Origin of the sequence: Pseudomonas frederiksbergensis, from assembly GCF_900105495.1 — a bacterium.
GTDB lineage: Bacteria > Pseudomonadota > Gammaproteobacteria > Pseudomonadales > Pseudomonadaceae > Aquipseudomonas > Aquipseudomonas frederiksbergensis.
This window is the reverse complement of sequence record NZ_FNTF01000002.1, coordinates 2537561-2563939: the sequence shown is the minus strand read 5'-3', so window position 1 is coordinate 2563939 and position 26379 is coordinate 2537561. Positions and strand designations below refer to the sequence as shown.

At 60.2% G+C, this 26379-nt stretch carries 25 protein-coding genes and 1 riboswitch; of the genes, 15 read left to right on the top strand and 10 right to left on the bottom strand.

The genetic code is table 11. The features are described from left to right. Positions 1 to 167 precede the first annotated feature (167 nt). The 3 genes from BLW70_RS12070 to rpoE are packed head-to-tail and all read right to left on the bottom strand — an operon-like array spanning position 168 to position 2332. Positions 168 to 1124: a MucB/RseB C-terminal domain-containing protein gene (locus BLW70_RS12070; protein ID WP_074874280.1), complete on the bottom strand. Its 957-nt coding sequence runs from the start codon at positions 1122 to 1124 to the stop codon at positions 168 to 170. Between the two features lie 8 nt (positions 1125 to 1132). Further along, the gene (locus BLW70_RS12065; protein WP_074874279.1) at positions 1133 to 1720 is read right to left on the bottom strand and encodes a sigma-E factor negative regulatory protein; all 588 of its coding nucleotides are present in this window, start codon (positions 1718 to 1720) and stop codon (positions 1133 to 1135) included. A gap of 30 nt (positions 1721 to 1750) precedes the next feature. Beyond that, entirely contained in the window at positions 1751 to 2332 is a 582-nt protein-coding gene (gene rpoE, locus BLW70_RS12060; protein ID WP_007944079.1) for an RNA polymerase sigma factor RpoE/AlgU, read from the bottom strand. A 560-nt stretch (positions 2333 to 2892) separates the two neighbouring features. On the opposite strand from rpoE, the gene nadB reads away from it, so the two are divergent. Further along, positions 2893 to 4509 (top strand): L-aspartate oxidase, encoded by a 1617-nt coding sequence (nadB, locus tag BLW70_RS12055; protein WP_074874278.1) that lies wholly within the window; start codon positions 2893 to 2895, stop codon positions 4507 to 4509. Here the strand turns inward: nadB and BLW70_RS12050 are convergent. Next, positions 4478 to 4930 carry a protein YgfX gene (locus BLW70_RS12050; protein ID WP_074874277.1) on the bottom strand — a complete coding sequence of 151 codons (453 nt, stop codon included), beginning with the start codon at positions 4928 to 4930 and terminating at the stop codon, positions 4478 to 4480. The genes nadB and BLW70_RS12050 overlap by 32 nt on opposite strands. Further along, a complete protein-coding gene (locus tag BLW70_RS12045; RefSeq protein ID WP_007944081.1) occupies positions 4914 to 5168 on the bottom strand; it encodes an FAD assembly factor SdhE in 255 nt (84 codons plus the stop codon). Before BLW70_RS12045 ends, BLW70_RS12050 begins: the two co-directional genes overlap by 17 nt. 149 nt (positions 5169 to 5317) lie before the next feature. Between BLW70_RS12045 and ygfZ the strand changes: the two genes are divergently transcribed. Further along, a complete protein-coding gene (ygfZ, locus tag BLW70_RS12040; RefSeq protein ID WP_074874276.1) occupies positions 5318 to 6259 on the top strand; it encodes a CAF17-like 4Fe-4S cluster assembly/insertion protein YgfZ in 942 nt (313 codons plus the stop codon). 34 nt (positions 6260 to 6293) lie between these two features. Continuing rightward, positions 6294 to 7115 (top strand): HDOD domain-containing protein, encoded by an 822-nt coding sequence (locus BLW70_RS12035; RefSeq protein ID WP_074874275.1) that lies wholly within the window; start codon positions 6294 to 6296, stop codon positions 7113 to 7115. Positions 7116 to 7266: 151 nt separating this feature from the next. Here BLW70_RS12035 and BLW70_RS12030 read toward each other — a convergent pair whose 3' ends face one another. Next, positions 7267 to 8652, bottom strand: coding sequence for a sensor histidine kinase (locus BLW70_RS12030; RefSeq protein ID WP_074874274.1), 1386 nt, complete (start codon positions 8650 to 8652; stop codon positions 7267 to 7269). Continuing rightward, entirely contained in the window at positions 8645 to 9316 is a 672-nt protein-coding gene (locus tag BLW70_RS12025) for a response regulator (protein WP_074874273.1), read from the bottom strand. The genes BLW70_RS12030 and BLW70_RS12025 overlap by 8 nt, the downstream gene beginning before the upstream one ends. 234 nt (positions 9317 to 9550) lie before the next feature. On the opposite strand from BLW70_RS12025, the gene BLW70_RS12020 reads away from it, so the two are divergent. Genes BLW70_RS12020 through BLW70_RS12000 form a run of 5 tightly spaced genes read left to right on the top strand, consistent with a single transcriptional unit; the run spans position 9551 to position 14926 of the window. Continuing rightward, on the top strand, positions 9551 to 10843 hold the full coding sequence (locus tag BLW70_RS12020; RefSeq protein ID WP_074874272.1) for an OprD family porin: 1293 nt from the start codon (positions 9551 to 9553) through the stop codon (positions 10841 to 10843). A 38-nt stretch (positions 10844 to 10881) separates the two neighbouring features. Further along, positions 10882 to 11859, top strand: coding sequence for a Bug family tripartite tricarboxylate transporter substrate binding protein (locus BLW70_RS12015; RefSeq protein WP_074874271.1), 978 nt, complete (start codon positions 10882 to 10884; stop codon positions 11857 to 11859). A 59-nt stretch (positions 11860 to 11918) separates the two neighbouring features. Then, a complete protein-coding gene (locus BLW70_RS12010) occupies positions 11919 to 12377 on the top strand; it encodes a tripartite tricarboxylate transporter TctB family protein (RefSeq protein ID WP_074874270.1) in 459 nt (152 codons plus the stop codon). Between the two features lies 1 nt (position 12378). Further along, on the top strand, positions 12379 to 13893 hold the full coding sequence (locus BLW70_RS12005) for a tripartite tricarboxylate transporter permease (RefSeq protein ID WP_074874269.1): 1515 nt from the start codon (positions 12379 to 12381) through the stop codon (positions 13891 to 13893). After that, positions 13886 to 14926, top strand: coding sequence for an AbrB family transcriptional regulator (locus BLW70_RS12000; RefSeq protein ID WP_074874268.1), 1041 nt, complete (start codon positions 13886 to 13888; stop codon positions 14924 to 14926). Before BLW70_RS12005 ends, BLW70_RS12000 begins: the two co-directional genes overlap by 8 nt. A 115-nt stretch (positions 14927 to 15041) precedes the next feature. Here BLW70_RS12000 and ung read toward each other — a convergent pair whose 3' ends face one another. Beyond that, positions 15042 to 15737 carry a uracil-DNA glycosylase gene (gene ung, locus BLW70_RS11995; protein ID WP_074874267.1) on the bottom strand — a complete coding sequence of 232 codons (696 nt, stop codon included), beginning with the start codon at positions 15735 to 15737 and terminating at the stop codon, positions 15042 to 15044. Positions 15738 to 15869: 132 nt separating this feature from the next. Here ung and BLW70_RS11990 point away from each other — a divergent pair, with 132 nt between their 5' ends. Then, positions 15870 to 16973 (top strand): enoyl-CoA hydratase/isomerase family protein, encoded by a 1104-nt coding sequence (locus BLW70_RS11990; RefSeq protein ID WP_074874266.1) that lies wholly within the window; start codon positions 15870 to 15872, stop codon positions 16971 to 16973. A 59-nt stretch (positions 16974 to 17032) separates the two neighbouring features. On the opposite strand, the gene BLW70_RS11985 is transcribed toward BLW70_RS11990, so the two are convergent. Together BLW70_RS11985 and BLW70_RS11980 are read right to left on the bottom strand one after the other, a co-directional pair. Continuing rightward, entirely contained in the window at positions 17033 to 17491 is a 459-nt protein-coding gene (locus BLW70_RS11985; protein WP_074874265.1) for a hypothetical protein, read from the bottom strand. 167 nt (positions 17492 to 17658) lie between these two features. Then, a complete protein-coding gene (locus BLW70_RS11980; protein ID WP_074874264.1) occupies positions 17659 to 17901 on the bottom strand; it encodes a hypothetical protein in 243 nt (80 codons plus the stop codon). A gap of 276 nt (positions 17902 to 18177) precedes the next feature. Continuing rightward, positions 18178 to 18278, top strand: a riboswitch (guanidine-I (ykkC/yxkD leader). Positions 18279 to 18340: 62 nt separating this feature from the next. Between BLW70_RS11980 and BLW70_RS11975 the strand changes: the two genes are divergently transcribed. The 6 genes from BLW70_RS11975 to uca all read left to right on the top strand — a co-directional run bounded on the left by BLW70_RS11975 (position 18341) and on the right by uca (position 26375). Further along, positions 18341 to 19408, top strand: a complete 1068-nt coding sequence (locus BLW70_RS11975) for a putative urea ABC transporter substrate-binding protein (protein ID WP_074874263.1) — start codon at positions 18341 to 18343, stop codon at positions 19406 to 19408. Between the two features lie 16 nt (positions 19409 to 19424). After that, entirely contained in the window at positions 19425 to 20240 is an 816-nt protein-coding gene (locus tag BLW70_RS11970) for an ABC transporter permease (protein ID WP_074874262.1), read from the top strand. Further along, complete coding sequence (locus BLW70_RS11965) at positions 20237 to 21028, top strand: ABC transporter ATP-binding protein (protein WP_074874261.1); 792 nt, start codon at positions 20237 to 20239, stop codon at positions 21026 to 21028. Before BLW70_RS11970 ends, BLW70_RS11965 begins: the two co-directional genes overlap by 4 nt. 13 nt (positions 21029 to 21041) lie before the next feature. Further along, positions 21042 to 21767: an urea amidolyase associated protein UAAP1 gene (locus BLW70_RS11960; protein ID WP_074874260.1), complete on the top strand. Its 726-nt coding sequence runs from the start codon at positions 21042 to 21044 to the stop codon at positions 21765 to 21767. Between the two features lie 11 nt (positions 21768 to 21778). Next, on the top strand, positions 21779 to 22420 hold the full coding sequence (locus BLW70_RS11955) for an urea amidolyase associated protein UAAP2 (RefSeq protein ID WP_074874259.1): 642 nt from the start codon (positions 21779 to 21781) through the stop codon (positions 22418 to 22420). Between the two features lie 307 nt (positions 22421 to 22727). Further along, the gene (uca, locus tag BLW70_RS11950) at positions 22728 to 26375 is read left to right on the top strand and encodes an urea carboxylase (RefSeq protein ID WP_074874258.1); all 3648 of its coding nucleotides are present in this window, start codon (positions 22728 to 22730) and stop codon (positions 26373 to 26375) included. Positions 26376 to 26379: the final 4 nt, after the last annotated feature.

The window sequence follows — 26379 nt, the reverse complement described above, 5'->3', positions numbered from 1 at the left end:
GACGAGCATGGTTAAGCGATATGGAGCAAGGAACACCGGGAACGATACGCCGGTATTTTTGTTCCGGGAACAACAAACAAGGCCAGAGCCGAGAGGCTCTGACCTATAAAAAAATTCGGGGATATTTGCAAGTTGAAATGCTCACCAAACATTTCGATTTCAGCTCGCTACTTGGTTGCAGTGGCGTCGCTGCGCATGGACAGCGCAATCCGTTCGGCGGTGCCTATCGGAATTTCACCGACCACGGTCACCATCATCTCGCCTTGCGGGGTAGTCAAGCGTCGGGAAACTGCAGCGGTCGGCCCCAACTGGGTGCGAGTGTCGGTAATTGTTGCGCCATTCAACGGCTCAAGGAAAACCGAGAAACGGGCCAGACCATCGTCATACATCAGACTGTTGACTTGGGTTTTGGTCTCTGGATCTTTGCGGGAAGTACTGCTGGCCAGCTCGAAACCTGGTGGTAACCAGTCCGAACGCCATACTTGCGCGGACTTGATTGCAGAGGCCTTGTCACTGTCGAGGGCGATGGTTTTGCAATCGGGGCCAGGCTGCAAGTCGCGGTCGGAAGGAACATCGGCGGTATCCAGTCGTGTGAACTGGAATCGCTCCAGCAACTGCCCACGTTCATTCAGAAGCAATGATTTGAGAGGCAGGCCGGTTTCTTTATCCAGATGCAATTCAAAACCGTAGCGATGTTGATCACGAGGTTTCAGTGAAACGATTACTGCCGCACGCCCAGCCACACGCGACTTGCCAATGACGGCAAGGTCGTACCAATTCTTGAGCTTTTGTGGATCGAGTGCACGAGCAGCGGAGCTGGGGGAATCTCCGAGTCCTGCGATCAGAATGCCGCTGACGCATTGAGTACGTCCATCAATGCGCACGACTTCCTGTGCCGAGCCGTCGAGCTGGAGTAAACGCTCGCGGACCTTGCCATCCTGGACGAGGTGCCAAATGTTGTGGGTAGAGAAACTACCGCTACGCTCGTAGACGAATGTACCGTGAAAGCTTTGCTGTTGCTCGGCTTGGCCCAGACGGGTCAACCAGTCCTGGGCTTCATCAGCATGGGCTGGAACAACAAACCAGCCACCGAGCAGAAGCGTAAGTAGAGGGATGGCGCGCATGATCCTCCTTAACGGTTTTCCAGGCTTGCTGCACGAGCGTAAGGCAGAGCGCTCTCAGTACCTTTCAGTGCAGCCTGTTGAGCATGTTGGCGCAAATAGCCTGGCAGACGCTGATCGTGCCAACCTGGCTGACCTTGCAATACGCCGTTGGCCATAGGACCAGTGGCTTCCGAACCCTCATTGTAGCCTGCCAATACAGCTGGACCCTTGACCTGAGGAACGGCCAAGCCTGGTTGACTGGAATGTTGAGCCAGTTCGACCCCAGCGATCTCGTCCTGGTTATACAGACGAACACCTGCCAGTACGGCGAGGGTTACCGAAGCAGCGACCGCCAGGCGACCCAGGCTGCGCCATGGACCACGGGTGGCTTTTGCTGGTACGGCTTCGTCAGCCAGCGCAGCAGAGACTGCCGCAGCGATATCCAGACGTGGAAGCAGCAAATCCTTGTGCATAACTGCCCGAGCGATTTGATAACGAGCCCAGGTATCACGGGTTTCAACATCGTCAAAGGCATTCAATACCCGACGCAATTCCAATTCGTCCGCTTCGTTATCCATCACTGCGGACAGCGATTCCTGCAGGGCTTCACGACTCATGGCGTTCCTCTCTTGGCTGTCGCCGCTGTCTCAGTTTTCCTGCAACAACGGCTGCAGGGCTTTATCGATGGCTTCCCGAGCGCGGAAAATCCGGGAGCGCACGGTACCCACCGGACACTGCATGACGGCCGCAATGTCCTCGTAACTCAGACCATCGAATTCACGTAAAGTTAAGGCCGTACGCAAATCTTCTGGAAGTTGCTGAATGGTTCGATGGACGGTGCCTTCGATCTCATCCCGCAGCAATGCACGTTCTGGCGACTCGAGATCCTTGAGGCCATGATCGCCATCGTAGAACTCTGCATCCTCGGAACTGACATCGCTATCCGGCGGCCGACGGCCGCGTGAAACCAGATAGTTTTTCGCCGTGTTGATGGCGATGCGGTAAAGCCACGTATAAAACGCGCTGTCTCCGCGAAAATTTCCAAGTGCACGGTACGCCTTGATAAAGGCTTCCTGCGCCACATCCTGGGCTTCATGGGTGTCGTGCACGAAACGCACGATCAACCCGAGAATTTTGTGCTGGTATTTCAGCACTAGCAGATCGAAAGCTCGCTTGTCGCCGCGTTGAACGCGCTCGACCAGCTGCTGATCCTCTTCCTGGGTTAGCATGAACACTCCTCGATAAGCTCGGAGGAGACTTGCATAACTAAACGACCAGACTTGCAAACATAGACTCGGGCTTTTCGCAAAAGTTCTCCCCCTCCAAGCAAGTTTCCTGCGGGCTCTGATTTGGCACGCACGAAAAGCGCAGCGCGGGTTAACCCGGCTGCGCGAATAATCTTGTCATCGGATTCACCGACAAGGATCAAAAATCACAGATCCCGCGCTGAAGCCGATACTGTCCCTTGAATCAGGCAACGGTCTATTGAGCCCGGGCCTTTGGCAAAAGTTCCAAATATTTATAGCTGTGCAAGACTGACATTGTGCAACCGTGAATAGAAAAAGACTGTTAAATCGCTGATACAGTCGTCTTGTCGCCGAGCCAGCCGAAAAACCATCCGACGAAGCGTCAGGTATTTTCCGTCACAGTAGTTTCACAATGCCATGTGTGCTCGCTATTGTGCCGCTCCCCCCCTCTATATACTAGTGGGCTGTGTGGCTGTCTTGACTCGCCGATCCAGCTGTCTTGCGCCAACCCCGACCCGGGTCGCTTTGAGCGGAATCCTGAAATGAGCCAACAGTTTCAACACGATGTTCTGGTAATTGGCAGCGGTGCTGCCGGCTTGAGCCTTGCGCTGACCTTGCCCGGTCATTTGCGCATCGCCGTACTGAGCAAAGGCGACCTCGCCAATGGCTCGACTTTCTGGGCGCAGGGTGGCGTCGCAGCCGTCCTGGATGACACCGACACCGTTGAATCACATGTCGATGACACCCTCAACGCTGGCGGCGGCCTGTGCCACGAAGACGCCGTGCGCTTTACCGTCGAGCACAGTAAAGAGGCGATTCAATGGCTGATCGACCAAGGTGTGCCCTTCACGCGCGATGAACAGTCCGGCACCGAAGATGGCGGATTCGAGTTCCACCTGACCCGCGAGGGCGGTCACAGCCATCGGCGCATCATCCATGCCGCCGATGCCACCGGCGCAGCGATTTTCAGAACCTTGCTCGACAAGGCCAGGCAACGACCGAACATCGAACTGCTGGAGCAACGGGTCGCGGTCGACCTGATCACCGAAAAGCGCCTGGGCCTTGAAGGTGATCGCTGCCTCGGCGCCTACGTCCTCAATCGCGGGACCGGTGAAGTCGACACCTACGCCGCTCGCTTTGTGATCCTCGCATCGGGCGGTGCAGCAAAGGTCTATCTCTATACCAGCAACCCCGACGGCGCCTGCGGTGATGGCATTGCCATGGCTTGGCGGTCGGGCTGCCGGGTGGCGAATCTGGAATTCAACCAGTTCCATCCCACTTGCCTGTATCACCCGCAAGCCAAGAGTTTCCTGATCACCGAAGCCCTGCGCGGCGAAGGCGCACACCTGAAGCTGCCCAACGGCGAACGCTTTATGCAACGCTTCGACCCTCGCGCCGAGCTGGCCCCACGCGACATCGTCGCCCGGGCCATCGACCATGAAATGAAGCGCCTGGGCGTCGATTGTGTCTACCTGGACATCAGCCACAAGCCGGAAGCGTTCATCAAGACTCACTTCCCGACGGTGTACGAACGCTGCCTCGAATTCTCCATCGACATCACCAAACAACCGATTCCAGTGGTTCCGGCGGCGCACTACACGTGCGGCGGCGTGATGGTCGATCAGCAGGGGCGCACCGACGTGCCTGGGCTATATGCCATTGGCGAAACCAGCTTCACCGGCCTGCACGGTGCCAACCGTATGGCCAGCAACTCGTTACTGGAGTGTTTCGTTTACGCGCGCTCGGCGGCGGCGGACATTCTGGAGCAACTGCCGCAGGTTTCGATTCCGGTTGCCCTGCCCGTCTGGGATGCGAGCCAGGTCACCGACTCCGATGAGGACGTGATCATCGCGCACAACTGGGACGAACTGCGGCGATTCATGTGGGACTACGTCGGCATTGTGCGCACCAACAAGCGCTTGCAACGGGCGCAGCACCGCGTGCGTCTGTTGCTGGATGAAATCGACGAGTTCTACAGTAACTACAAGGTCAGTCGGGACTTGATCGAACTGCGTAACCTGGCCCAAGTGGCCGAACTGATGATCCAGTCAGCCATGGAACGCAAGGAAAGTCGCGGTCTGCATTACACCCTCGACTACCCGAACATGCTGCCGATTGCCCTGGACACTATTCTGGTGCCGCCCACCTACGTCGACTGAACGTCAACCGAACCCGCAGGCGCCGATGCAGATCCGCCGCCTGCGAGTCACGGGGCACACAAATCGCCCTGACCCGTCGTTCACCCCGCAGGCGAAAACGCAGCACAACCAGCAAAGGTAGCGCCAGGCTGTCCGGTCGTAGCTGCACCGATTGCCAACCCGCCTCCTGATTCCACAACTGCCAGCCATCGGCATTGCGACGCAAGCCGCGAAATGCCCTTGGGTGTGTCAGCAGAATCTGTCGCGGTAGCGCCCAGGCGCCGTGAGCCAGACAGCAAAAAGCGCCGAGCAGACTGGCCCAGACCGGTAGAGAGAGAAGACACAGCGAGCCCAGCGCGAACAGCTGGGCCAGAAGATACGCCGCCAGCAACTGCCGCGAGGCATGCCAGCGGCATTCGAACGCATTACTTTGGCTGGACACGATCCAGAATCATGCGAACCATGCGCTGAAGCTCGGGATCTTCCGATTCGGCGCGTTCCATGAACCAGCCGAACATGTCCTGATCTTCGCATTCGAGCAGCTTGCGGTAGCAATCGCGGTCGACATCGTTGAGGTGCGGATAGACCTCTTTGACGAACGGTACCAGCAACACGTCAAGCTCAAGCATGCCGCGGCGGCTGTGCCAGTAGAGGCGATTCAGTTCAACATCTTCGACCATGGAGCGCTCCTCAAATAGGCGGCAAGTATACAGCCCCAGGCGGAGTCGGACACTCGGCTTTGGTCGGCCACCAACGATCCTTTGTGAACTACCCATTTCAAGAGCGCCCCCTTATGATGTCCCCCAGACTCTTTACCCTGCGATGACCCATGGCCGATTCTGCTTTTTTCTGCACCCTGTCTCACGAAGGCGTTCTCGCAGTACGCGGCGCGGATGCCGGCAAATTCCTGCAAGGCCAATTGACCTGCAACCTCAATTACCTGAGTGACACCCAGGCCAGCCTCGGCGCCCGCTGCACGCAGAAAGGCCGGATGCAGTCGAGTTTCCGCATCCTGCTCGAAGGCGACGGCGTTCTGATGGCCATGGCCACCGAACTGCTGGAACCGCAACTGGCGGACCTGAAAAAGTACGCCGTATTTTCCAAATCCAAACTGACCGACGAAAGCGCAGCCTGGGTCCGCTTCGGCATCGACCATGGCGATGCGGCACTGATCAGCCTCGGTCTTGATCTTCCTGCTGACACCGATAGCGTCGCGCGCAATGACGGCCTGATCGCCATTCGCGTCTCGCCGTACCGCGCCGAACTCTGGGTCGCCGCCGACCAGGCCGACCTTATCAAGGGCAAGCTGTCCGCCGTATTGACCGAAGGCGCTCTGAATCAATGGCTGCTGGGCCAGATTCGCGCCGGGATCGGTCAGGTCATGCCGAGCACTCGCGAGTTGTTCATCCCGCAGATGCTCAACCTCCAAGCCGTGGGAGGCGTGAGCTTCAAGAAAGGTTGCTACACCGGCCAGGAAATCGTCGCGCGCATGCAGTATCTGGGCAAACTCAAGCGTCGCTTGTATCGCCTGGCACTGGACGCCAACGAGTTGCCTGAACCTGGCACCCAATTGTTTTCCCCTACCCACGGCAGCTCTATCGGCGAAGTGGTGCTGGCCGCTAACGCCGGGCAAAACATTGAACTCCTGGCCGTGCTGCAAGCCGAAGCAGCAGAAGGAGGTGATATCCATCTGGGCGCGCTCGAAGGGCCAGCCCTGCACCTGCTCGACCTGCCTTACGAACTGGATCGCGATCGCGAAATCCAGCGTTAACAGCAGCATTTGTCGCAATACCTAGAGAAACGAAATGAGCGAGCTGGCGGAAAAGGTCCAACAGGATTTGGTTGAGGCCATCGATAACGATGACCTGGTTCTGCCAACGTTACCGGAAGTGGCCCTGCAGATTCGCAAGGCCGCCGAAGACCCGGAAATCAGTGTCAGCACCCTGAGCAAAGTGATCGGCCGCGATACCGCGCTGTCGGCGCGTCTGATCAAGGTGGTCAATAGCCCGCTGCTGCGTGCGACCCAGGAAGTCACTGACCTGCACACGGCAATCACTCGACTGGGCATCAATTACAGCAGCAACTTGGCCATCGGCCTGGTCATGGAACAGATTTTCCATGCCCGCTCCGAAGTGGTGGAACACAAAATGCGTGATGTCTGGCGCAAAAGCCTGGAAATCGCCGGGATCAGCTATGCATTGTGCCGCCGCTACACGCAACTCAAGCCCGACCAGGCAGCCCTTGGCGGACTGGTGCATCAGATCGGTGTATTGCCCATCCTGACCTACGCCGAAGATCACTATGAACTGCTGGCTGACCCGGTCAGCCTCAATCATGTGATCGATCACATTCATCCACTGCTTGGCGACAAGCTGCTCAGGGTCTGGGAGTTTCCGGAAATGCTGGTACAGGTGCCGGGGCTTTATCTGGACTTCAATCGAGAGTCAGAGCGGGTCGACTATGTCGATCTGGTGCAAGTGGCCAGCCTGTATTGCCACAAGGACACCGACCATCCCCTCGCCCGTATCGACGCATTCAGCGTGCCGGCGTTCAAAAAGCTGGGAATTGATCCGGAGAACGAGGCGATGTGCCGCGATCTGGAAGAGTCGCGGTCGATGTTTTACTGATTACTGTGGCGAGGGAGCTTGCTCCCGCTCGGCTGCGCAGCAGTCGTAAACCCGATAAATACGGCTTATCTGAATTAACGCGGTGAATGGTTTTGGGGCCGCTTCGCAGCCCGGCGGGAGCAAGCTCCCTCGCCACAGGTGTTTCAGCAACCTACCCGGCGATAAAACTCACCCGCACCTTCAACCCCGCCTGCTCGCCATCGTGCAGGCTGATTTGAGCCAGGTGTGCGCGGCAGATCTCGCCAACAATCGCCAGCCCCAACCCCGAACCGGCCACCTGCTGGTTGCGTCGGTAAAAGCGCTCGAAGACCCGATCGCGTTCTTCAAGAGGAATGCCTGGGCCGTCGTCCTCGACCTCCAGCACGGCCGGTGCCGTGACCCGAAGAATCACGTTGCCCCCCGACGGTGTATGGGCCAGTGCGTTATCCACCAGATTGCTCAACAGTTCATTCAACAGCGTTGGCTCGCCGCGTAACCACACCGGTTCATCCGCTTCCAGCGCCAGCGCCACACCACGTGCGTGGGCCAGCGGCGCCATGGCCATGCCGAGTTCGCGAGCCAACTGACTGAGGTCAAGTAACTGCGCGCCGCCCTCGGCGATGGCCCGGGCGCCATTTTCGACCCGTGCCAGCGAGAGCAATTGATTGGCAAGGTGGGTCAAACGGTCCGTGCCTTGGGCGACGGTTTCCAATGTACTGCGCCAGGTTTCGGGTTCGGTCGAGCGCAACCCCAGCTCCAGTCGCGCCTTCAGCGCCGCCAGGGGAGTACGCAGTTCATGGGCGGCATCGGCGATGAACTGCGCCTGACGCTCGAACTGCCCGCGCAGGCGCTCGGTAAAGTGATTGAGCGCACGCACCAAGGGCCACAACTCGTGCTGCACTTCCACTAACGGTAATGGCCGCAGATCGTCCGGCTGACGCTCTTCCACCGCGGTGCGCAAGCGTTCCAGCGGACGCAACGCGGCGCTGACCGCAAACCACACCAACAACAACGCACCCACCGCCAGCATGCCCAGACGCAGCAACGTGTCCGCCGCCAGGCTGCGGGCCATGCTGACCCGCGCCTCATCGGTTTCCGCCACGCGGATTTCCGCCATGCCGTTCATGTTCGGTTCGCTCACCGGTTTGAGCAGGCTCACCACACGGACGTTCTGCCCCTGATACTTGGCGTTATAGAAACGCGCCAGTGCCGGATAGTCATCGGTTCGCGGCGTTCCCGGCGGCGGTGGCGGAAGGTTTTCGTAACCGGAGATCAGCTTCTGATTGATGTCGTTGACCAGGTAAAAAATCCGCCCTGCGCTGTCGTAGGCGAAGGTGTCGAGGGCCACGTAGGGCACGTCGGCGCTCAGCGTACCGTCACGTTGGGAGACGCCCGCCGCGATGGTCCGCGCCGAGGCCAGCAAGGTCCGGTCATAGGCGGTGTCGGCCGCTTCGCGACCGTTCCAGTAAGCGCTCAAACCACTGGCCAGCATCAACACCACCAGCAACAACGCCAGATTCCACAGCAACCGCCAACGCAGGCTGCTGGGCTTATGCATCGCGGCTTTCCAGCAAGTAGCCGAGACCGCGGAAAGTCACGATGACGACCGGCTGGCCGTCGAGCTTTTTGCGCAGGCGATGGACATAGATCTCGATGGCGTCGGGGCTGGCCTCTTCGTCCAGTCCGAAGACTTGCGAGGCCAGTTGTTCCTTGCTCATCACCCGGCCCGGACGGGCGATCAGGGCTTCGAGCACCGCCTGCTCGCGGGAGGTCAGGGTCAACAACTCTTCGCCGAGGGTGAAGCGCCGGGTGTCCAGGTCATAGGCCAGCACGCCGCAGCGCTGCAGGCGTTCGCCGCCGAGCACACTGCGGCGCAGCAAGGCTTTGACCCGGGCTTCGAGTTCGGTCAGTTCGAAAGGTTTGGCCAGGTAATCGTCAGCGCCGAGGTTCAGGCCGTGGACCCGATCCTTGACGTCGCTGCGGGCGGTCAACATCAACACCGGCAGGTTCTTGCCCCGCGCTCGCAGGCGCGCCAGCACTTCGAAGCCATCCATGCGCGGCAAACCGACGTCGAGGATCGCCACCGCGTATTCCTCGCTGCTCAACGCCAGGTCGGCCGCCACGCCGTCGTGCAGCACATCCACGGTCAGCCCGGTGCTCTTGAGCGCCTGGGCGACACTTTCGGCCAGCTGCAGATGGTCTTCGACGAGCAGAACACGCATGGATCCTTACCTCATTCAGGGATGGCCGACGCCATTCTTTGGCGCGGAGTTTACAGCCGCAACCGCCGCTGTGAAGCCCGAAAACCGTGAAAGTCTTCTGAAAGGTTAGCGAAAGGTTGGCCGGTTAGAGTCCAGCCACGGACAGTTTCGACTGCCGTCGCTACCGCACATAGCGTACGAAAAACGCCTCGAAGCGTTTTCGCCAATAAGAACAATAAAACGGAGTACTTCAAGATGCTGTCCATGCAGCTCCAGGCTTGCCCGCCTGCTCGCTTTTCCCGTCTCAGCCACACCGCCCTTGCCAGCGCCGCCGCCCTCGCCGGCTTTTCGCCGTTGAGCCAGGCTGCCTTCTTCGAAGACAGTACGGCAACCTTCGAAACCCGCAACATGTATTTCAACCGCGACTTTCGCGACGGTACCAGCGCCCAGCAATCCAAGCGGGACGAATGGGCCCAGGGGTTCATGCTCAACCTGCAATCGGGTTACACCGACGGCACCGTGGGATTCGGTGTCGATGCGCTGGGCATGCTGGGGGTGAAACTCGATTCTAGTCCGGATCGCACCGGCACCGGTCTGTTGCCGACCCATGACGACGGGCGCGCGGCGGATGAATATTCCAAGCTCGGCCTGACCGGCAAAATGAAAATCTCCGACACGGAACTGAAAATCGGCAGCCTGATTCCGGAATTGCCAATACTCAAGGCCAACGACGGGCGCATTCTGCCGCAGACCTTTGAAGGCGGCCTGCTGACCTCCAAGGAGATCAAGAACCTGACCTTCACCGGCGGGCGCCTGGAGAAAGCCAAGGACCGCGACAGCACCGACTTCGAGGACATCGCCCTCAACAACAAGAACAGCCGCTTCGCTGGCACCGTGGCCGGCAAGCACTTTGATTTTGGCGGCGTGGATTACAAGTTCACCGACAAAATCATCGGCAGCTACCACTTCGCTCAACTCGATGAAGTCTATAACCAGCATTTCCTTGGCGTGGTCGCCTCGCAACCGTTCGGCCCCGGCACGTTAGGCACCGATCTGCGCCTGGCTATCAGTGACGACGAAGGCGCAGCCCGGGGCGGCAACATCGACAACCAATCCCTGAATGGGCTGGTGAGCTACGCCTTGAGCGGGCATAAATTCAGCGCCGGCTATCAGTACATGTCCGGCGACAGTGCCTTCCCTTATGTCGATGGCAGTGACCCGTACCTCGTCAACTTCGTGCAGATCAACGACTTTGCCGGCGCCGAAGAACGTTCCTGGCAGGCTCGCTACGACTATGACTTTGCCAAACTCGGCATTCCCGGCCTGAGTTTCATGAGTCGTTACCTGAGCGGTGACAACATCAAGCTCAAGAACGGCGACGAAGGCAAAGAGTGGGAACGCAACACCGAAATCAAATACGTCGTACAAAGCGGCGCGCTCAAGGATGTCGCTGTGCGCCTGCGCAATGCCACTTACCGTTCCAACTATTCCGCTCGCGATGCCGATGAAGTGCGTCTGCTGGTGAGCTATAGCGTTGCCCTTTGGTAATTCAGTACGTCCATAACAAAAACTCCAAGGAGACTTGAATGAACCTGTCACTGCGTAAAGTTGCTCTCACCGCCAGCGCCCTGCTTTTCGCCGGCCAATTGCTCGCCGAACCCAAACGCCCGGAATGCATCGCCCCGGCCTCGCCAGGCGGCGGTTTCGACCTGACCTGCAAACTGGCGCAAAGCGCGCTGGTGAATCAGAAACTGCTGACCAAGCCGATGCGCGTGACCTACATGCCAGGCGGTGTCGGCGCGGTAGCGTACAACGCGGTGGTCGCCCAGCGTCCGGCCGATGCCGGCACGCTGGTGGCGTGGTCCAGCGGTTCGCTGCTGAACCTGGCCCAAGGCAAATTCGGCCGTTTTGATGAAAACGCCGTGCGCTGGCTGGCGGCCGTTGGAACAAGCTATGGCGCCATCGCGGTGAAAAGCGATTCGCCTTACAAAACCCTGGACGATCTGGTTCAGGCATTGAAGAAAGATCCGAGCAAAGTGGTGATCGGCTCCGGCGGCACCGTCGGCAGCCAGGACTGGATGCAAACCGCCCTGATCGCCAAGGCAGCCGGGATCAACCCGCGCGACCTGCGTTACGTCGCCCTCGAAGGCGGCGGTGAAATCGCCACTGCCCTGCTCGGCGGCCACATCCAGGTCGGCAGCACCGACATCTCCGACTCCATGCCGCACATCCAGAGCGGTGACATGCGCCTGCTGGCCGTGTTCTCCGAGAAGCGTCTGGACGAGCCGGAAATGAAAGACATTCCGACCGCCAAAGAGCAAGGCTACGACATCGTCTGGCCAGTGGTTCGCGGCTTCTACCTCGGGCCAAAGGTCAGCGACGAAGACTACGCCTGGTGGAAAGACGCGTTCGACAAGCTGCTGGCTTCCGAGGAGTTCGCCACGTTGCGCGATCAGCGTGAACTGTTCCCGTTCGCCATGACCGGCCCGGAGCTGGACACCTACGTGAAGAAGCAGGTTGCGGACTACAAAGTGCTGGCCAAAGAGTTCGGCCTGATTCAGTGATCGCCTCTGTCTAGCGGCTGCGGCCCCCGTTCTGGAGGGCCGCGGCACAGGAGTTTCCCATGCTCTTACAACGCATTTTTGCTTCAGCGCTGTTGCTGGTCTGTGTTGGCCTGGCGCTGATGGCGTGGCCGTATCAAGCGTCTTTTTCCTACGAACCGGTGGGGCCGCGGGCCTTCCCGCTATTGATGCTCGGCCTGATGGGCCTTGGTTTGCTGTACATGGTGTTTCGTCCGACACCGATTGTGCACAGTGACGATGACCCGAAACTGGACCGTGAAACCCTGATCAAGATCGGCATCTGCGTACTGCTGTTGCTGGTGTTTGCCGGGGCCTTCGAACCCCTCGGTTTCATCGTCGCCAGCATTCTGATTGGAATCCCCATGGCACGCCTGTATGGCGGCCGCTGGCTACCCAGCACGGTGATCATCAGCCTGATGGCTATCGGTCTTTATCTGCTGTTCGACAAAGTGATGGACGTGCCACTGCCACTGGGCGTGCTCGACGTTCTGGAGAACTGATATGGATACTCTTGGCTATTTGGGTCAGGGTTTCGGCGTCGCGCTGAGCCCGTACAACCTGGTGACCGCTCTGTGCGGCACCCTGATCGGCACCGTCGTCGGGCTGTTGCCAGGCCTGGGCCCGATCAACGGCGTGGCGTTGCTGATTCCGATTGCGTTCGCCCTCGGTCTGCCGCCGGAATCGGCGCTGATCCTGCTGGCGGCGGTGTACCTGGGTTGCGAATACGGCGGCCGGATCAGTTCGATCCTGCTGAACATTCCAGGCGAAGCGTCCACCGTCATGACCACCCTCGACGGTTACCCGATGGCCCGCAAGGGTCTGGCCGGTGTAGCGTTGTCGCTGTCGGCGTGGAGTTCGTTCATCGGTGCGTTCATCGCCACTTGCGGCATGGTGCTGTTCGCCCCGCTGCTGGCGAAATGGGCGATTGCCTTTGGACCGGCAGAGTATTTCGTGCTGATGGTGTTCGCGATTGTCTGTCTTGGTGGCATGGCCGGCGATCGACCACTGAAGACTTTTATCGCCGCGCTGATCGGTTTGTTTTTGTCGACTGTCGGGATCGATGCCAACAGCGGCGTGTACCGTTTCACCGGGGACAACATCCACTTGACCGACGGCATTCAGTTCGTTGTGCTGGTTCTCGGCTTGTTCTCCATCAGTGAAATCCTTCTGCTGCTGGAAAAAACCCATCGCGGCCAGGAAGCGGTGAAAGCGACCGGCCGGATGATGTTCAACTTCAAGGAAGCCTCGGCTGTCTTCTTGGTGAACATCCGTTGCGGTCTGCTCGGTTTCATCATGGGCGTGTTGCCGGGTGCCGGCGCCACGTTGGCCAGCGCTGTGGCCTACATGACCGAAAAACGTATCGCCGGCGCCAATGGCACCTTCGGCCAAGGCGACATGCGTGGCCTCGCGGCGCCGGAAACCGCCATCGGCGGCGCAGCCTGCGGTGCCCTGGTGCCGATGTTGACGCTCGGCGTTCCGGGTTCCGGTACCACGGCGGTGATGATCGGCGCGCTGTCGCTGTACAACATCACCCCGGGCCCGCTGTTGTTCCAACAGCAACCGGACATTGTCTGGGGCCTGATCGCTTCGTTGTTCGTCGCCAACATCATGCTGGTGATCCTCAACATCCCGATGATCCGCATCTTCACGCGCATCCTGGCCGTGCCGAACTGGGCGCTGGTGCCCGTGATTGCGATCATCACCGGGATCGGCGTCTACGCGGTGCATGCCACTACCTTCGACCTGTTCCTGATGATCGGCATCGGCATCTTCGGTTACATCCTGCGCAAGCTGGACTTCCCGTTGTCGCCGGTTCTGTTGGGTTTCATCCTTGGCGGCCTGATGGAGCAGAACCTGCGTCGCGCCCTGTCGATCTCCAATGGTGCATTGGAAATCCTTTGGTCGAGCCCGATCACCTTCGGTGTCTGGGTACTGACCGCAATCATGCTGTTCATGCCGATCCTGCGAATCTGGCGCAAACGTTCGGTCGCCCGGCGCGTTATCGCCGATGTCTGATCGAACACCCTTCAAAGCCTGGTGGGGAACCCCGCTGGTCGGTCTGCTGGGCGGTTACCTGGCCAGCCAGATCGGCTGGCCACTGCCATGGATGGTCGGCTCGTTGCTGGCGATCATCCTGGTGCGTTGCCTGACACCCTGGCAATTGGCGGAAATCCCTGGCGGCCGCAAGTGCGGCCAGTGGATTGTCGGCATCGGCATAGGCCTGCATTTCACCCCGGTGGTGATGGAGCAGGTCCTGAGCCACTTCGGCCTGATCTTCTTCGGTGCTTTGGTCACCAGCCTCTCGGCGGTGGTCGGGGTCTGGTTGATGCGGCGTACCGGTGAAGATCGCGCCACCGCGTTCTTTTCCAGCATGCCCGGCGGCTCCGGGGAGATGGTCAACCTCGGCGCGCGTAACGGCGCGGTGCTCAGTCGTGTGGCGGCGGGGCAAAGTCTGCGGGTGTTGGTGGTGGTGCTGTGTGTGCCGGCGGCGTTCAAGTATTGGCTGGGTGACGGTGCCCCGCTGTCCCATGCCACTTCCGTTGACTGGCGCTGGCTGGCGCTTCTGTTCCCGGCGGGCGCCCTCACCGCCTGGCTCTGGGAGCGTCTGCGTCAACCCAATCCGTGGCTGTTCGGGCCGTTGCTGGTGAGTGCAGCGGTAAGTATCGGCTGGGACCTGCACATCGGCTTGCCCAACGGCGGCAGCCAGATCGGCCAATGGCTGATTGGCAGCGGGTTGGGATGTCACTTCAATCGGCAGTTTTTCCGGCGTGCGCCGTCGTTTATGGGGCGGACCTTGATTGGCACGGGGCTGAGCATGTTGATCGCCACGCTGGCAGCATTGGGGTTGAGTGCGCTGACGCATCTGGATTTGCGTTCGCTGACGTTAGGCATGATGCCCGGCGGGATTGCGGAGATGAGCCTGACGGCAGAGACATTGCAGTTGTCGGTGCCGTTGGTGACGGCGATGCAGGTGATGCGGCTGTTGTTTGTGTTGTTTCTGGCGGAGCCGTTGTTCAAGTATTGGAATCGGGTGCCCGACGCCCCCTAACCTGATCGTTCCCACGCTCCGCGTGGGAATGCCTCAACGGACGCTCCGCGTTCGGCTTTGGATGGGACGCAGAGCGTTCCGGGCTGTATTCCCACGCAGAGCGTGGGAACGATCATTACGCGACCGGTGGTAACCGCCATTCGATCGGCGTCTCGCCATTCTGCTCAAGATATTTATTGGTTCGACTGAAGTGCCCGCATCCAAGGAAGCCACGATAGGCGGACAGCGGTGACGGATGCACCGACGTCAGCACCAGGTGCTTGGTGGCATCGATCAGTTTCTGCTTGCTCTGGGCATGGGCGCCCCACAGCATAAACACCAGATGCGGCTGATGTTCACTGACCACTTCGATGATCCGATCGGTGAAAAACTGCCAGCCCTTGTCCTTGTGCGCGTTGGCGTTGGCGCGCTCCACGGTCATGGTGGTATTGATCATCAGCACGCCCTGGTCAGCCCAGCTTTGCAGGCAACCGTGGGTCGGGATGTCGATGTTCAGATCGCGTTTCAACTCTTTATAGATGTTCACCAGCGACGGCGGCGCCGGTACGCCTGGTTGCACCGAAAAGCACAAGCCGTGGGCCTGCCCCGGACCGTGGTACGGGTCCTGGCCAAGGATGACGACTTTGACTTTATCCAGCGGCGTCGAATTGAGCGCGTTGAAAATCATCGGTCCTGGCGGGTAGATTTCCTTGCCTGCCGCGCGCTCCTCTTGCAGGAAATTGCGCAACTCTGCCATGTAGGGCTGGTCGAATTCGGCACGCAGTGCCTCCTTCCAGCTCGGTTCGAGTTTGATACGGTCGTCAGCAGTCATGGTTACATCCGGCAAAAACAATGGGGCGAACCCTAGGAAAGCCCATCACGCTTGTCAATTGATCTGACGCAGATCCGGCACTTTCCTACATAACGATCATACTGAACGCTCAAATTCCTGATCGAGGTCACGATGAATCTGCACTTCGAAGAACTCACTGGCACCGACGGCGCACGCATCGGAGTCGCCAGCCTGGATGCCGAAAAGTCCCTGAATGCCCTGTCCTTGCCAATGATCAATGCCTTGCGCGATCAACTGGACGTCTGGGCCAAAGAGCCACAAATCGTCTGCGTCGTACTGCGCGGCAAAGGTACCAAAGCCTTTTGCGCCGGCGGCGAAGTCCGCAGCCTGGTGGAAGCCTGTCGTGCCCATCCCGGCGAGGTGCCGTCGCTGGCCGCGCTTTTCTTTGCGGCGGAATATCGCCTGGACTTCAATCTGCACACCTATCCTAAACCGCTGATCTGCTGGGGGCATGGCTATGTGCTCGGCGGCGGCATGGGGCTGTTGCAAGGGGCGGGCATCCGGATTGTCACGCCGAGCACCCGCATGGCGATGCCGGAGATCAGTATCGGTTTGTACCCGGATGTCGGGGCCAGCTGGTTCCTGTCGCGGCTGCCCGGCAAGCTCGGATTGTTTCTCGGCCTGACCGGCGCCCATATGAACGGTCGCGATGCGATCGATCTCGACCTGGCCGACCGTTTTCTGCTCGATGAACAACAGGAAGATCTGATGGAAGGCCTGCTGCAGTTGAATTGGCAGGAACAGACGCCAATGCAGCTGAACAGCCTGCTCAAGGCCTTGCAGCAGGAAGCCCTCGCGCAGATGCCCGAAGCCCAGTGGCTGCCACGTCGCCAACAGATCGATGAGCTGCTGGATGTCAGTGACGTGCGCTGCGCCTGGAAGGCCATCAGCCAGTTGCGGGACTGCACCGATCTGCTGCTCAGCCGTGCCGCGAAAACCATGAGCGAAGGCTCACCCCTGACCGCGCATCTGGTGTGGGAGCAGATCGCCCGCGCCCGGCACATGTCGCTGGCGCAGGTCTTTCAGATGGAATACACCATGAGCCTCAACTGCTGCCGTCATCCTGAGTTCAGCGAAGGGGTGCGCGCACGGTTGATCGACAAGGATCAAAAACCCCATTGGCACTGGCCAGACATCAATACCCTGCCGGATGCAGTGGTAGAAGCGCATTTCCACAAGGCCTGGGAAGGCCGGCATCCTCTGGCCGATCTGTAGGAATACTGAAATCCGGGCATAAAAAAGCGGCGCTTTGTGCGCCGCTTTTTTATGAGTGTTTAACGGTGGCCGCCTCGTCCATTGTGCTCGCCGCGACTGTTGTGGTCGCCTCGTCCACCACGGTTGTCGCGTCCGCCATGTCCGCGATAGTCGTTGCTCCGTCCACCGCGGTTGCGGCCATCCCAACCGCCACGGTTATGGCCATCCCAGCCGCGATTCTGATGAGCCCGGTAATCGGCTCGTGGCGACGACTGGTAATAGCGTGGTGCCGGTTGATAAACCCGCGGCTGATGGTAATACCGCGGCGTTGGCTGGTAATACCGCGCTGGCGGTGCGTAGTACCGGCGAGGTTGCGTGTAGTAACCGCCGCCACCTGAGTAGTAAGGCCCGCCACCGGAATAATAGGCTGGCGAGGTATAGACCTCGGAACGGTAATAGCTGGCTCCTCCATCGGAATAGGGCACGCATGCACCAAGAGACAATCCCAATACAGCAATCAGAAGAATTCGCAGATACATGGCGGCCTCCTGGACCGCGAGTGAGCCACACCAGCGACGCTGGCAGGCGACAGTCAATTATTCGGTGACTGTCGAAAGATCAGACATCGTTTTGCAAATCTGGTGCGTTCGCGAAACAGATTGAAACAAGTCACCGATGAAAGGTTTTTCATCCATTCATCCGCTGATTAATGGTGGCCACCACGATATCCACCTCGGTAATGACGTGGCGAATGCCCACCCCAATAGTAGTAACGATAGCCACCATAAAAGCGCGGGCCGTGGTAGTGGCGCGGGCCGTAATAGTAGGGATAGGGCGAATAGCCGGGATAGTAATAAGGCGCGGAATACACATCGTAGCCCCCGGAGTAGTAGTAGCAGCCGGACAATCCCAGACCGAGTACAACACCGAACAACAGTCGACGAAACATGGCGGCCTCCTGAAAGACCACAGCCGGAACACGCCGGCTGACACCTGTTTTGACTGGCAACGCTGCGCCGAGTGCCGAACCGCCTGGACCTTCAGATCAGCGGCCGGCCCGATCCATTGCGGTGCACCCATGCACCATCACAAGGCAACGCCGCCACCTCTTGCGAGCGCGCCAATTGCGTAAACGCCCACGCTAGAGCGCTCGAGCGGAGTTGGCACGGCTCTCGCTTTAACAAAGACGTGCAGGAGTCATCACAGGTTCGCAGCACCACAATTTGCAATGGCTGACTAGGGTTCCGGCTCGCTAAGGCGAGTGGCTGGTCCGAGAGTTGGCGACCTCCAGTTGAGGTTACACGGCGGGATAAAAGCCCGGGAGACAAGCCACCGTTCACGGTGCCGCGTTGACTCCTGCCCGCCCTTGATCAACTGGAGAACCACCCATGCTCAAGCTTCGTTTACCCGCCCTGCTCGCCGCTGCTTTCGCAGCCTTCGTGAGCGTCTCGTCCCAGGCCGCACAGAAAGACCACTTCAGCGTCTGCTGGACCATCTACGCCGGTTGGATGCCGTGGGAATATGCGGGCAGCCAAGGCATCGTCGACAAATGGGCGAAAAAGTACGGCATCACGATCGATGTGGTGCAGCTCAATGACTACGTCGAATCCATCAACCAATACACCGCCGGCCAGTTCGATGGCTGCACCATGACCAACATGGACGCGCTGACCATTCCGGCGGCCGGCGGCGTCGACAGCACCGCGCTGATCGTCAGCGATTTCTCCAACGGCAACGACGGCATTGTGCTCAAGGGTGACGGCAAGAAAGTCACCGACCTCAAAGGTATGGACGTCAATCTGGTGGAACTCTCGGTTTCCCACTACCTGCTGGCCCGGGCGCTGGATTCGGTTGATCTCACCGAGAAAGACCTGAAAGTGGTCAACACCTCCGACGCCGACATCTCGGCGGCCTTCAACACCGATCAGGTCAACGCCGTCACCACCTGGAACCCGATGCTTTCGGACATCAAGGCCAAGCCTGCGGTGACCGAAGTGTTCAACTCCAGTCAGATCCCCGGCGAAATCATGGACATGATGGTGGTCAACAGCGCCACCCTCAAAGACAACCCGGCCCTGGGCAAAGCCCTGACCGGCGCCTGGTTCGAAGTGGTCGAGTTGATGAACGCGAAAAACGCCGCCAGCAAAGCCGCCCTCGAACACATGGCCAAAGCCTCGGGCACCGATCTGGCCGGCTTCCAGTCGCAACTGGACACCACCAAACTGTTCGCCACCCCCAAAGAAGCCCTGGCGTTCACCACCAGCAAGCAATTGCCGGAAACCATGCGCAAAGTCGCCGAGTTTTCGTTCCAGCACGGCTTGCTCGGTGAAGGCGCCAAGGACACCAGCGCAGTCGGCATGGCCTTCGCCAACGGCGTGACCAGCGGCGACAAGACCAACCTCAAGCTGCGCTTCGACCCGACCTACGTGCAGATGGCCGCCGACGCGAAGCTGTAATCAGGAGGACCTGGCCATGCGCCTGATCAATCGCCACCCGGATCGCCCGAGTCGCCTGCTGTTGGTGATCCTGCCGTTCGCCCTGGTGCTGTTCGCCTACTTCATGGGCTCGGCTGAGCGGCTGACGGACAACCCCAATGACAAGCTGCTGCCGAGCGCCGTGCAAATGACCGACGCGGTGAAACGCCTGGCGTTCACCGCCGACTCCCGCACTGGCGACTATTTACTTTGGCAAGACACCGCCTCCAGCCTGCGGCGCCTGGCCATCGGCCTTGGCATCAGCGCGCTGGCCGGGCTGTGCCTGGGCATCGCCGCCGGTACGCTGCCACTGTTTGGCGCGCCGTTGTCGCCGTTACTGACAGTGCTGTCGATGGTGCCGCCGCTGGCGATTCTGCCGATTCTGTTCATCGTGTTCGGCTTGGGGGAGTTGTCGAAAGTGATGCTGATCGTGATCGGCATCACCCCGTGCCTGGCCCGTGATCTGGAGCAACGCGCCCGGGAAATTCCCGTCGAGCTGCTGATCAAGGCCCAGACCCTCGGCGCTTCGACCTGGACGCTGATGCTGCGCGTGGTGCTGCCGCAACTGTTGCCACGTTTGTTGATCTCGCTGCGGCTGATGCTTGGCTCGGCGTGGTTGTTCCTGATCGCCGCCGAAGCCATCGCCTCCACCGACGGCCTCGGCTACCGGATTTTCCTGGTGCGCCGCTACTTGGCGATGGATGTGATTTTGCCCTACGTGGTGTGGATCACCCTGCTCGCCTGGCTGATGGATTGGGGCCTGAAACGCCTGACCCAACGGGCGTTCCCTTGGTATGAGGGGGCCCGCGCATGAGCTTCATCACAGTGAAAAATGTCTGGCAGCAATACGCCGATCAGGTGGTGCTCGAAGGGCTGAACCTGAACGTCAACGAGGGCGAGTTCTGCACCTTGGTCGGTGCGTCGGGTTGCGGCAAGTCGACCTTCCTGCGGCTATTGCTGGGCCAGGAACGCGCCAGTCGCGGCGAGATTTTGTTGGATGGCCAGGCCTTGGCCGGCGAGCCAGATGCCAGTCGTGGCGTGGTGTTCCAGCGCTACTCGGTGTTCCCGCATTTAACGGTGCTGGACAACGTCGCCCTGGGCCTCGAACTGCCGCGCTCGCCGCTGCTCGGGCGGTTGTTCGGCAGCGCTAAAAAAGACGCTCGCGAACAAGCCTCAGTGCTGCTGCACAAAGTCGGCCTCGGCCATTCGCGGGACAAGTACCCAGCCCAACTCTCCGGTGGCATGCAACAACGACTGGCGATTGCCCAGGCGCTGATCATGAAACCTCGGGTGTTGCTGCTCGACGAACCGTTCGGTGCCCTCGATCCGGGCATCCGCAAGGACATGCACGCTTTGCTGCTGGAGCTGTGGCGCGAGACGCAATTGACGGTGTTCATGGTCACCCATGACCTGTCCGAAGGCTTCAGCCTCGGCACTCGCCTGTTGGTGTTCGACAAAGTCCGCGTCGACCCGCACGCCCCCGGCGCCTATGGCGCGCGCATCACTTACGACATCCCTTTGAACAGCGACCGCCGCGCCCATCGCGCCGCCGCCGTCGACGCCTTGCCGGCTGATCTGGCAGGCACGCTTCGTACCGCTTAAGAGGACTTTTCATATGACTGATTCGACTCAACTGTTCCCGCCCTTCGCCGAAGAAATGCTCCCCGGCGGCGGCCATCGCTCCTTCGTCCTGAAACGCGGCCAACTGCTGCGCCTGACCGACCTGCGTGGCGGTGCCAACGTCAGCCTGACACTGCTCAACGCCAACGAAAAAACCGAACGCCTGAACCTGCCCGACAGCCTCAAATGCCAACACACCGCCAAGCTCACCACCGGCCATTGCCTGTACTCGGACATGGGCCGCGTGCTGGCTGCCATTACCGCTGACACCTGCGGCTGGAGCGACAGCCTCGGCGGTGTGCTCTGCGCTGAAGAGGTCGCGGAAAAATACGGCGCGGGGCGCTATCAGGAACTGCGCAACGGCTTCTTCCGCAACGGCACCGACAACCTGTTGGTGGAATTGGGCAAGTGGGGGTTGGGCCTGTCCGATTTGCTGATGACGCTTAACTTGTTCAGCCGCGTGAATGTCGATGAGGCCGGACATTTCCACTTCGTCGAAGGCCATTCCAGGGCCGGCGACTACATCGAGTTGTATGCGCCGATGGACACGCTGGTGGTGCTCACCGCGCTGCAACATCCGATGGACCCTTCACCTGAATACGCGCCGAAACCGCTGAAACTCAGCTGGATGAACGCTGACGCCAGCGTCGCCGAACACTGCCGCACCTCGCGCCCGGAAAACGAGCGCGGCTTCATCAACACCGACCGTCTGTTCGCCTGAGGATCGCTGCCATGTCACTCGCAATCGCTACTGCTCAACAGCTTCCCGAAACCGCGATCTACCGCGCCACCATCCCCGCCGGGGAACCATGGCTGATGGAGGTCAAGGCCGGCCAGACCTTGCGCATCCTCGACCTGGAAGGCAACCAGGCGGTCGACACTTTGTTCTACAGCGTCGCCAATCCAAAGGAGCGCTACGACGTGCAACGCACCTTGCGCCGACAGAACAGCGTCTACCTGAGCACCGGCAGCGTGCTCTATTCCAACCTCGGCAAACCGATGCTGACCATCGTCGCCGACACCTGCGGCCGTCACGACACCCTCGGCGGCGCTTGCGCGCAAGAGAGCAACACCGTGCGTTATGCGTTGGAGAAACGCTACATGCACAGCTGCCGCGACAACTACCTGCGGGCCTGCATCCACGACGGGCGATTGGGCAAGGGCGACATCGGACCGAACATCAACTTCTTCATGAACGTGCCGGTCACGGCGGATGGCGGGCTGACGTTTGAAGACGGCATTTCGGCGCCGGGCAAATACGTCGACCTGCGGGCCGAGATGGACGTGATCGTGCTGATCTCCAATTGCCCGCAATTGAACAACCCGTGCAACGCCTACAACCCCACCCCTGCGGAGCTGCTGGTATGGAACTGAAATTAGCGCGGTTGCGTCGATGGTTGTTTGCCCTGTGCCAGGCCCGCTCAGGCCAGTGCCTCAAACAATAAGAACACCCTAAATCCAATGTGGGAGCGAGCCTGCTCGCGATAGCGTCAGCACATTCACCATAAATGTCGACTGACACTCCGCTATCGCGAGCAGGCTCACTCCCACAGGGGTTCGGTGGTGTTTTTGAGTGAACTGTTTTTGCCGTCGGGGACGACCTCGGCGCTTATCGAAAAACTGCGGGACGGCCCGCATCCCAAGTCGAGGCTGATGCGCTATCGCCTCCAGGGGTTATGCCATGTTCGAAAAAGTCCTGATTGCCAACCGTGGCGCCATTGCCTGTCGCATCCTGCGCACCTTGCGTGAGTTGCAGGTCCAGGGCGTTGCCGTCTACTCCGAAGCCGATGCCGCCAGTTTGCACATTCTGCAAGCCGACGAAGCCCACAGCCTCGGTGAAGGCGCAGCCGCCGGCACCTATCTGGCCGTCGAAAAAATCCTCGCCATCGCCAAATCCACCGGCGCCACGGCGATCCATCCCGGCTACGGTTTTCTCTCGGAAAACGCCGCGTTCGCCGAAGCGTGCGAAGCCGCCAACATCGCCTTCATCGGCCCGACGCCCGAGCAGCTGCGCGTGTTCGGCCTCAAGCACACCGCCCGCGCCTTGGCCAAGCGACACGGCGTGCCGATGCTCGAAGGTACCGAATTGCTCGACAGCCTCGACGCGGCGCTGATGGCTGGCGAACAGGTCGGCTACCCAGTGATGCTCAAAAGCACCGCCGGCGGTGGCGGCATCGGCATGCGCGTGTGTCGCAGTGCGGCCGAGTTAAGCGAGTCCTTTGAAGCCGTCAAGCGCCTGGGCCAGAACAACTTCAGCGACGCCGGGGTGTTCATCGAAAAGTACATCCAGCGCGCCCGCCATCTGGAAGTCCAGGTGTTCGGCGACGGCCAGGGCGAAGTCATTGCCCTCGGCGTGCGCGACTGCTCGGTGCAGCGGCGCAACCAGAAAGTCCTCGAAGAAACCCCGGCACCGAACCTCCCCGAGGGCATGGCCGAAGAGCTCTGCGCGGCGGCGATCAAACTGGCGAAAGCGGTGAATTACCGCAGCGCCGGCACCGTCGAATTCGTCTTCGACAGCGAGGCTCAGCGTTTCTACTTTCTCGAAGTGAACACCCGTTTGCAGGTGGAGCACGGCGTCACCGAGCAAGTCTGGGGCGTGGACCTGGTGCGCTGGATGGTCGAACTGGCGGCGGGGGATTTGCCACCGTTGAGCACGTTGAGCCAAGGCTTGAAAGCCTGCGGCCATGCAATTCAGGCACGGCTTTACGCCGAAGATCCGGGTCGCGAGTTTCAGCCGAGTCCAGGCTTGCTGACCGCCGTGAACTTCCCTGCCGCCGATGGCAAACACCTGCGCATCGACACCTGGGTCGAGGCCGGTTGCGAGATCCCGCCGTACTTCGATCCGATGATCGCCAAGGTCATCAGTTGGGCGCCGACCCGCGAAGAAGCCGCTGCCGATCTGCATCAAGCGCTGGGCGACAGCCTGCTCTACGGCGTGGAAACCAACCGCGATTACTTGCGGCAAATTCTGCTCGATGTGCCCTTCGCCAGCGGCCAGCCGTGGACCCGTTGCCTGGAAAGTTTGGTCTATCAGGCCAACACGTTTGAGGTGCTCAGCGCCGGCACTCAAACCAGCGTTCAGGACTATCCCGGCCGCCTCGGTTACTGGGCCGTGGGTGTGCCGCCGTCAGGGCCGATGGACAGTCGCGCGTTGCGTTTGGGCAACCTTTTGCTGGGTAACTATGAAGGCGCCGCTGCGCTGGAAATCACCATGAGCGGGCCGCTGCTGCGCTTCAATTGCGACGCGGTGGTGGCGGTGACCGGGGCCGTGATTCCACTCACCCTTAATGGTGATGTGGTGCCGATGAACACGGCGTTGCTGGTACCGGCGGGCGCTACGTTGAGCCTGGGTACGATTGCCGGTGCGGGCGCGCGCAGCTATCTGTGCCTGCGCGGTGGCCTGCAAGTACCGGATTATCTGGGCAGCAAAAGCACCTTCACCCTCGGCCAGTTTGGTGGGCATGGCGGGCGCGCGTTGCGAGCCGGGGACGTGTTGCACGCCCTTGCTTTGAGCGATCGCAGCAGCGGTCTTCAACTGCCTGAAGAACAGGTCAGCGAGTTGCCCATCGTGCGGCAAATCCGGGTGATCTACGGCCCTCACGGTGCGCCGGAATATTTCACCGAAAACTACATGAGCACCTTCTTCGCCACCCAGTGGGAAGTGCATTTCAACTCCAGCCGTACCGGCGTGCGGCTGATCGGGCCGAAGCCTGAATGGGTGCGCGCCGATGGTGGTGAGGCGGGTCTGCATCCGTCGAACATCCATGACAATCCGTACGCCATTGGCGCGGTGGATTTCACCGGGGACATGCCGGTCATCCTCGGTCCCGACGGCCCTAGCCTCGGCGGGTTTGTTTGCCCGGTGACGGTGATCGAGGCGGATCTTTGGCAGCTTGGGCAACTCAAGGCTGGGGACAAGGTTCAGTTCCTCCCGGTCGATCTCAAGACCGCCCGCACTCTTGCCCTGAAATGGAATACCCCCTGTAGGAGTGAGCCTGCTCGCGATGTCGGCAGTACAGCCAACATTGATGTGACTGACACACCGCTATCGCGAGCAGGCTCACCCCTACAGGGACTTGTGTCGCCTGTGGTATTGGATTTGGGTCAGGACGATACGCGTCTGGTGGCGAGACTGTCCGGCGACACACATTTGCTTTTGGAAATCGGCGCACCTGAGTTGGACCTGGTCCTGCGCTTCCGCGCCCACGCACTGATGCAAGCCCTGGAAAGCCAAAACCTGCACGGCGTCATCGACCTCACTCCCGGCATCCGCTCGCTGCAAGTGCACTACCAGCCCGAACAACTGCCGCTGGCCGATCTGCTCGGCATCGTCGCTGGCGAGTGGGACGCCGTGTGCGCCGCCAAGGACCTGCAAGTGCCCTCGCGCATCGTCCATCTGCCGCTGTCCTGGGACGACCCGGCCTGCCAGCTGGCGATCGAAAAATACATGACCACCGTGCGCAAGGACGCCCCGTGGTGCCCGAGCAATCTGGAGTTCATCCGACGCATCAATGACCTGCCGAACCTCTACGAAGTGCAGCGCACGGTGTTCGACGCCAGCTACCTGGTGATGGGCCTGGGCGACGTCTACCTCGGTGCGCCGGTCGCCACGCCGCTCGACCCGCGGCATCGTTTGGTGACCACCAAATACAACCCGGCGCGCACTTGGACCGCGGAAAACTCGGTGGGTATCGGTGGCGCCTACATGTGCGTTTACGGCATGGAAGGCCCTGGCGGTTATCAGTTCGTCGGCCGCACGTTGCAGATGTGGAATCGCTATCGCGAGGTCGCCGCATTCGATAGCAAACCGTGGCTGCTGCGCTTCTTCGATCAGATCCGTTTCTACCCGGTCAGTGCCGATGAACTGCTGCGCATTCGACGGGATTTCCCCCTCGGGCGCTTCGATCTGAACATCGAGCACAGTCAGCTGAATCTGGCGGATTACCAAGCCTTCCTGACGAAGGAAGCCGAGAGCATTGCCGCGTTTCGCGATCAGCAAAAAGGCGCGTTCAACGCCGAACGCGAACGCTGGATCGCCAGTGGCCAAGCGCATTTCGACAGTGAAGAACTGATCCCGGAAATCACTGACGACGCACCGCTGGCCAGCGGTCAACAGAGCGTCGACAGCCACATCGCCGGCAACCTTTGGCAGGTTCAGGTTGAAACCGGTAGCCGGGTCGCCGCGGGTGATGTGCTGGTGATTCTGGAGTCGATGAAGATGGAAATCCCGCTGCTCGCGCCCGTGGCCGGAGTGGTACGCGAGATTCGCGTGCAGCCGGGTTCGGCCGTGCGCGCCGGACAGCGCGTCGTGGTGCTGGAACTTGAGTGAACCC

Coding starts and splice junctions, on each gene's coding strand:
- BLW70_RS11985 (WP_074874265.1), bottom strand. CDS start 17,491: ATGTATCTGCGAATTCTTCTGATTGCTGTATTGGGATTGTCTCTTGGT.
- BLW70_RS12020 (WP_074874272.1), top strand. CDS start 9,551: ATGCTGTCCATGCAGCTCCAGGCTTGCCCGCCTGCTCGCTTTTCCCGT.
- rpoE (WP_007944079.1), bottom strand. CDS start 2,332: ATGCTAACCCAGGAAGAGGATCAGCAGCTGGTCGAGCGCGTTCAACGC.
- BLW70_RS12025 (WP_074874273.1), bottom strand. CDS start 9,316: ATGCGTGTTCTGCTCGTCGAAGACCATCTGCAGCTGGCCGAAAGTGTC.
- BLW70_RS12010 (WP_074874270.1), top strand. CDS start 11,919: ATGCTCTTACAACGCATTTTTGCTTCAGCGCTGTTGCTGGTCTGTGTT.
- BLW70_RS12000 (WP_074874268.1), top strand. CDS start 13,886: ATGTCTGATCGAACACCCTTCAAAGCCTGGTGGGGAACCCCGCTGGTC.
- BLW70_RS11960 (WP_074874260.1), top strand. CDS start 21,042: ATGACTGATTCGACTCAACTGTTCCCGCCCTTCGCCGAAGAAATGCTC.
- BLW70_RS12030 (WP_074874274.1), bottom strand. CDS start 8,652: ATGCATAAGCCCAGCAGCCTGCGTTGGCGGTTGCTGTGGAATCTGGCG.
- BLW70_RS11980 (WP_074874264.1), bottom strand. CDS start 17,901: ATGTTTCGTCGACTGTTGTTCGGTGTTGTACTCGGTCTGGGATTGTCC.
- BLW70_RS12015 (WP_074874271.1), top strand. CDS start 10,882: ATGAACCTGTCACTGCGTAAAGTTGCTCTCACCGCCAGCGCCCTGCTT.
- nadB (WP_074874278.1), top strand. CDS start 2,893: ATGAGCCAACAGTTTCAACACGATGTTCTGGTAATTGGCAGCGGTGCT.
- BLW70_RS11970 (WP_074874262.1), top strand. CDS start 19,425: ATGCGCCTGATCAATCGCCACCCGGATCGCCCGAGTCGCCTGCTGTTG.
- BLW70_RS12070 (WP_074874280.1), bottom strand. CDS start 1,124: ATGCGCGCCATCCCTCTACTTACGCTTCTGCTCGGTGGCTGGTTTGTT.
- BLW70_RS12005 (WP_074874269.1), top strand. CDS start 12,379: ATGGATACTCTTGGCTATTTGGGTCAGGGTTTCGGCGTCGCGCTGAGC.
- BLW70_RS11955 (WP_074874259.1), top strand. CDS start 21,779: ATGTCACTCGCAATCGCTACTGCTCAACAGCTTCCCGAAACCGCGATC.
- BLW70_RS12045 (WP_007944081.1), bottom strand. CDS start 5,168: ATGGTCGAAGATGTTGAACTGAATCGCCTCTACTGGCACAGCCGCCGC.
- BLW70_RS11975 (WP_074874263.1), top strand. CDS start 18,341: ATGCTCAAGCTTCGTTTACCCGCCCTGCTCGCCGCTGCTTTCGCAGCC.
- ung (WP_074874267.1), bottom strand. CDS start 15,737: ATGACTGCTGACGACCGTATCAAACTCGAACCGAGCTGGAAGGAGGCA.
- BLW70_RS11990 (WP_074874266.1), top strand. CDS start 15,870: ATGAATCTGCACTTCGAAGAACTCACTGGCACCGACGGCGCACGCATC.
- BLW70_RS12065 (WP_074874279.1), bottom strand. CDS start 1,720: ATGAGTCGTGAAGCCCTGCAGGAATCGCTGTCCGCAGTGATGGATAAC.
- BLW70_RS12035 (WP_074874275.1), top strand. CDS start 6,294: ATGAGCGAGCTGGCGGAAAAGGTCCAACAGGATTTGGTTGAGGCCATC.
- ygfZ (WP_074874276.1), top strand. CDS start 5,318: ATGGCCGATTCTGCTTTTTTCTGCACCCTGTCTCACGAAGGCGTTCTC.
- BLW70_RS11965 (WP_074874261.1), top strand. CDS start 20,237: ATGAGCTTCATCACAGTGAAAAATGTCTGGCAGCAATACGCCGATCAG.
- uca (WP_074874258.1), top strand. CDS start 22,728: ATGTTCGAAAAAGTCCTGATTGCCAACCGTGGCGCCATTGCCTGTCGC.